Raw genomic sequence first — 4,506 nt, 5'->3', positions numbered from 1 at the left:
GACCGTGGGGGCGAGCGCGTCGTGGCCGGTGATCTCACCGATCAGCTCGACCATCTCCCGCACGGAGACGCCCTCGCCGCGCCCGATGTTCAGCGTCAGGTCGGGGCTCTCACCCGCCCGCACGGCCTCGGCGAGCCGGTGGGCGGCGGCCAGGTGCGCGTCGGCCAGGTCCTCCACGTGGATGTAGTCGCGGACGCAGGTGCCGTCGGGCGTGGCGTAGTCGTCGCCGAAGATCAGCGGCGCCCGGCGCTCGGTCAGCTTCTCGAACACCATCGGGACGAGGTTGAACACGCCGGTGTCGGCCAGCTCCGGCTCGGCGGCGCCGGCGACGTTGAAGTAGCGCAGGCAGGACGTGGCGAGGCCGTGGGCCCGCCCCACCGCGCGGACCAGCCACTCACCGGCGAGCTTCGTCTCCCCGTAGGGGCTCATCGGCAGGCACGGCGTCTCCTCCGTGACCAGGTCGACGTCCGGCATGCCGTAGACGGCGGCGGAGGAGGAGAAGACGAACTGCCGCACCCCGCCGTCCACGACGGCCTCCAGCAGCACCCGCAGCCCCTCGACGTTCTCCCGGTAGTAGCGCAGCGGCTGCTCCACGGACTCGCCGACCTGCTTCTTCGCCGCGAGGTGCACCACCCCGGTCACACCGTGCTCGCGGATCACCCGGTCGAGCAGCGGGCGGTCCAGGGTGGAGCCGTGCACAAACGGCACCTCGGCCGGCACCCGTTCCCGTTCCCCGGTGGACAGGTCGTCCAGCACCACGGCCCGCTCGCCCGCCTGCGTCATCGCACGTACGACGTGGGCGCCGATGTAGCCGGCGCCGCCGGTGATGAGATACGTCATCCGCGCATTGTAGGTTCCGGGCGGCGTACGGCGTGGGAGGCCCGACCGGGTCGGCGGGGCACGGACGGCCGGACCGAGCCCGAACCGAGCCCGAACCGGGCCCCGACCGAGCCGAAGGCCCCCGTCCGCGTGGTGCGGACGGGGGCCCTGTCCCCGGCGTGCTCAGCGGCAGGTCACTCCGGGACGCTCGCGACGCCCGGGGCGAGGAACTTCCGCCCGCGCACCCGCTCGCTGACACCCGCCCGATCCAGGTACGGCGTGATGCCGCCCAGGTGGAAGGGCCAGCCCGCGCCGGTGATCAGGCAGAGGTCGATGTCCTGCGCCTCGGCGACGACGCCCTCGTCGAGCATCAGGCCGATCTCCTCGGCGATCGCGTCCAGCGCGCGGTCGCGGACCTGCTCCTCGGTCAGCGCGGTGTCGCCGACCTGGAAGAGCGCGGCGACCTCCGGGTCGAGCTCCGGCGTGCCGGAGTCGTAGGTGTAGAGGTTGCGCTTGCCCGCCTCGACGACGCGGCCGAGGTTCTCCGACACCGCGAAGCGGTCGGGGAAGGCGGCGTTCAACGTGCCCGCGACGTGGTGCGCGACCGCCGGGCCGACCAGGTCGAGCAGGACGACCGGCGACATCGGCAGGCCGAGCGGCGCCAGGGCGCGGTCGGCGACCTCCACCGGGGTGCCCTCGTCGATGGCGCCCAGCACCGAGCCCATGAAGCGGGTCAGGATGCGGTTGACGACAAACGCCGGGGCGTCCTTGACCAGGACGGCCGTCTTCTTCAGCTTCCTGGCGACGGCGAACGCGGTCGCCAGCGACGCGTCGTCGGTCTGCTCCGCCCGGACGATCTCCAGCAGCGGCAGGATCGCGACCGGGTTGAAGAAGTGGAAGCCCACGACCCGCTCGGGGTGCTTGAGCTGCGAGGCCATCTCGGACACCGACAGCGAGGAGGTGTTCGTGGCGAGGATGGCGTGCTCCGGCACCACCGCCTCGACCTCGGCGAACACCTTCTGCTTGACGCCCATCTCCTCGAAGACGGCCTCGATGACAAAGTCCGCGTCGCCGAAGGCGGCGGCCTTGTCGAGCGAGCCGGTGACCAGGGCCTTGAGGCGGTTCGCCTTGTCCTGGTTGACGCGGCCCTTCAGCAGCAGCTTGTCGATCTCCTCGTGGACGTAGCCCACGCCCTTGTCGACGCGCTCCTGGTCGATGTCGGTCAGCACGACCGGCACCTCCAGGCGGCGGGCGAACAGCAGCGCCAGCTGCGAGGCCATCAGGCCGGCGCCGACGACGCCGACCTTGGAGACCGCGCGGGCCAGGTTCTTGTCCGGGGCGCCCGCGGGCCGCTTGGCGCGCTTCTGCACCAGGTTGAACGCGTAGATGCCGCTGCGGAGTTCGCCGCCCATGATGAGGTCGGCGAGCGCCTCGTCCTCGGCGTCGAAACCGGCGCGCAGGTCGCCGTTCTTCGCCGCGGCGATGATGTCCAGCGCGCGGTAGGCGGCCGGGGCGGCGCCGTGCACCTTGCCGTCGGCGACGGCCCGGCCCTGCGCGACGGCGTTGTCCCAGGACTCGCCGCGGTCGATCTCCGGGCGGGCGATCTCGATCTCGCCCTTGAGGACGGAGGCCGTCCACAGCAGCGACTGCTCCAGGAAGTCGGCGCCCTCGAACAGGGCGTCGGCGATGCCCAGTTCGTGCACCTGGGCGCCCTTGAGCTGCCGGTTCTGGTTGAGCGAGTTCTCGATGATGACCTTGACGGCACGCTCGGGGCCGATCAGGTTCGGCAGCAGCGCGCAGCCGCCCCAGCCCGGTACCAGGCCGAGGAAGACCTCGGGCAGCGAGAACGCCGGCACGGACTTGGAGACCGTGCGGTAGGTGCAGTGCAGACCGACCTCGACGCCGCCGCCCATCGCCGCGCCGTTGTAGTAGGCGAAGGTCGGCACGGCCAGCGAGGAGAGGCGCTTGAAGACGTCGTGGCCGCCCTTGCCGATGGCCAGCGCGTCCTCGCGGCGCTTCAGCAGCTCGACGCCCTTGAGGTCGGCGCCCACGGCGAAGATGAACGGCTTGCCGGTCAGGCCGACGCCGACGATCTCGCCGTCCGCCGCCTCCTTCTCCACCTGGTCGATGGCGGCGTTCAGGTTCGCCAGCGACTGCGGGCCGAAGGTGGTCGGCTTGGTGTGGTCGAAGCCGTTGTCCAGCGTGACGAGCGCGAACCGGCCGGCGCCGGGCAGCTCCAGGTGGCGCACGTGCGCCTGGGTCACGACCTCGTCGGGGAAGAGTTCGGCCGCGCCCTTGAGAAGCTCTGTGGTGGTCACTTGCCTGCCCCTTCGAAGTGCGGGTTCTCCCAGATCACGGTGCCGCCCATGCCGAAGCCGACGCACATGGTGGTCAGGCCGTAGCGGACGTGCGGCTGCTCCTCGAACTGGCGGGCCAGCTGCGTCATGAGCCGGACGCCGGAGGAGGCCAGCGGGTGGCCGAACGCGATGGCGCCGCCGTACTGGTTGACGCGCGGGTCGTCGTCGGCGATGCCGTAGTGGTCGAGCAGGGCCAGCACCTGGACGGCGAAGGCCTCGTTGATCTCGAACAGGCCGATGTCGTCGATGGACAGACCGGCCTTGGCCAGCGCCTTCTCGGTCGCCGGCACCGGGCCGACGCCCATCACCTCCGGCTCCACGCCGGCGAAGGCGTAGGAGACCAGGCGCATCTTCACCGGCAGGCCCAGCTCCTGCGCCACGTCCTCGGCGGCCAGCAGGGAGGCGGTGGCGCCGTCGTTGAGACCGGCGGCGTTACCGGCGGTGACCCGGCCGTGGGCGCGGAAGGGGGTCTTCAGCCCGGCGAGGTTCTCCAGGGTGGTACCCGGACGCATCGGCTCGTCGGCCACCGAAAGGCCCCAACCGGTCTCCCCGACCTCCGGGTTGGTGCGGCGCACCGAGATCGGCACGAGGTCCTGCTGGATCCTGCCGTTGGCGTACGCCTTGGCGGCCTTCTCCTGGCTGCGCACCGCGTAGGCGTCCGCGCGCTCCTTGGTCAGGTGCGGGAAGCGGTCGTGCAGGTTCTCCGCCGTCATGCCCATGAACATGGCGGACTCGTCCACCAGCTTCTCGGAGACGAACCGCGGGTTGGGGTCGACGCCCTCACCCATCGGGTGGCGGCCCATGTGCTCCACACCGCCGGCCACGACCACGTCGTAGGCGCCGAAGGCGATCGAGCCGGAGGTGGTGGTGACGGCGGTCATCGCGCCGGCGCACATCCGGTCGATGGAGTAGCCGGGGACGGTCTTGGGCAGTCCCGCCAGCAGCCCCGCGGTGCGGCCCAGGGTCAGACCCTGGTCACCGATCTGGGTGGTCGCGGCGATGGCGACCTCGTCGATGCGCTCGGGCGGCAGGTCGGGGTTGCGACGCAGCAGCTCGCGGATGCACTTGACGACCAGATCGTCGGCACGGGTCTCGTGGTAGATGCCCTTGGGGCCCGCCTTGCCGAACGGTGTGCGGACGCCGTCGACGAAGACGACGTCCCTTGCGGTACGAGGCACGTTGGCTCTCCTCCTGCGGGGTGCGGCCGGGATGTCCGGGGAATGCCCGGGAGACGCCGCCGGCGAACGGCGAGCTTCCCGACCCCATGCTACTTGTCGGTAACCACGAGGCAAGACCGCGCCCACGGCGAGCCGTGCGGTCCGTGTCACAC

Annotated in this window: 3 protein-coding genes; all 3 read right to left on the bottom strand. The window is 71.4% G+C overall.

Annotation, left to right across the window (positions count from 1 at the left end; genetic code table 11):
* Positions 1–840 (bottom strand): UDP-glucose 4-epimerase GalE (galE, locus tag GL263_RS22225; protein ID WP_182857520.1); only part of this gene is annotated, 840 nt, incomplete at its 3' end.
* Between the two features lie 173 nt (positions 841–1,013).
* Positions 1,014–3,137 carry a 3-hydroxyacyl-CoA dehydrogenase NAD-binding domain-containing protein gene (locus GL263_RS22220; protein WP_182857519.1) on the bottom strand — a complete coding sequence of 708 codons (2,124 nt, stop codon included), beginning with the start codon at positions 3,135–3,137 and terminating at the stop codon, positions 1,014–1,016.
* Entirely contained in the window at positions 3,134–4,354 is a 1,221-nt protein-coding gene (locus GL263_RS22215; protein ID WP_182857518.1) for a thiolase family protein, read from the bottom strand. The genes GL263_RS22220 and GL263_RS22215 overlap by 4 nt, the downstream gene beginning before the upstream one ends.
* Between the last annotated feature and the right edge of the window lie 152 nt (positions 4,355–4,506).

The organism is Streptomyces durbertensis (assembly GCF_014156695.1).
GTDB lineage: Bacteria > Actinomycetota > Actinomycetes > Streptomycetales > Streptomycetaceae > Streptomyces > Streptomyces durbertensis.
Note: the sequence above shows the minus strand (reverse complement) of the source record. Positions and strands in the feature narration are given on the sequence as shown.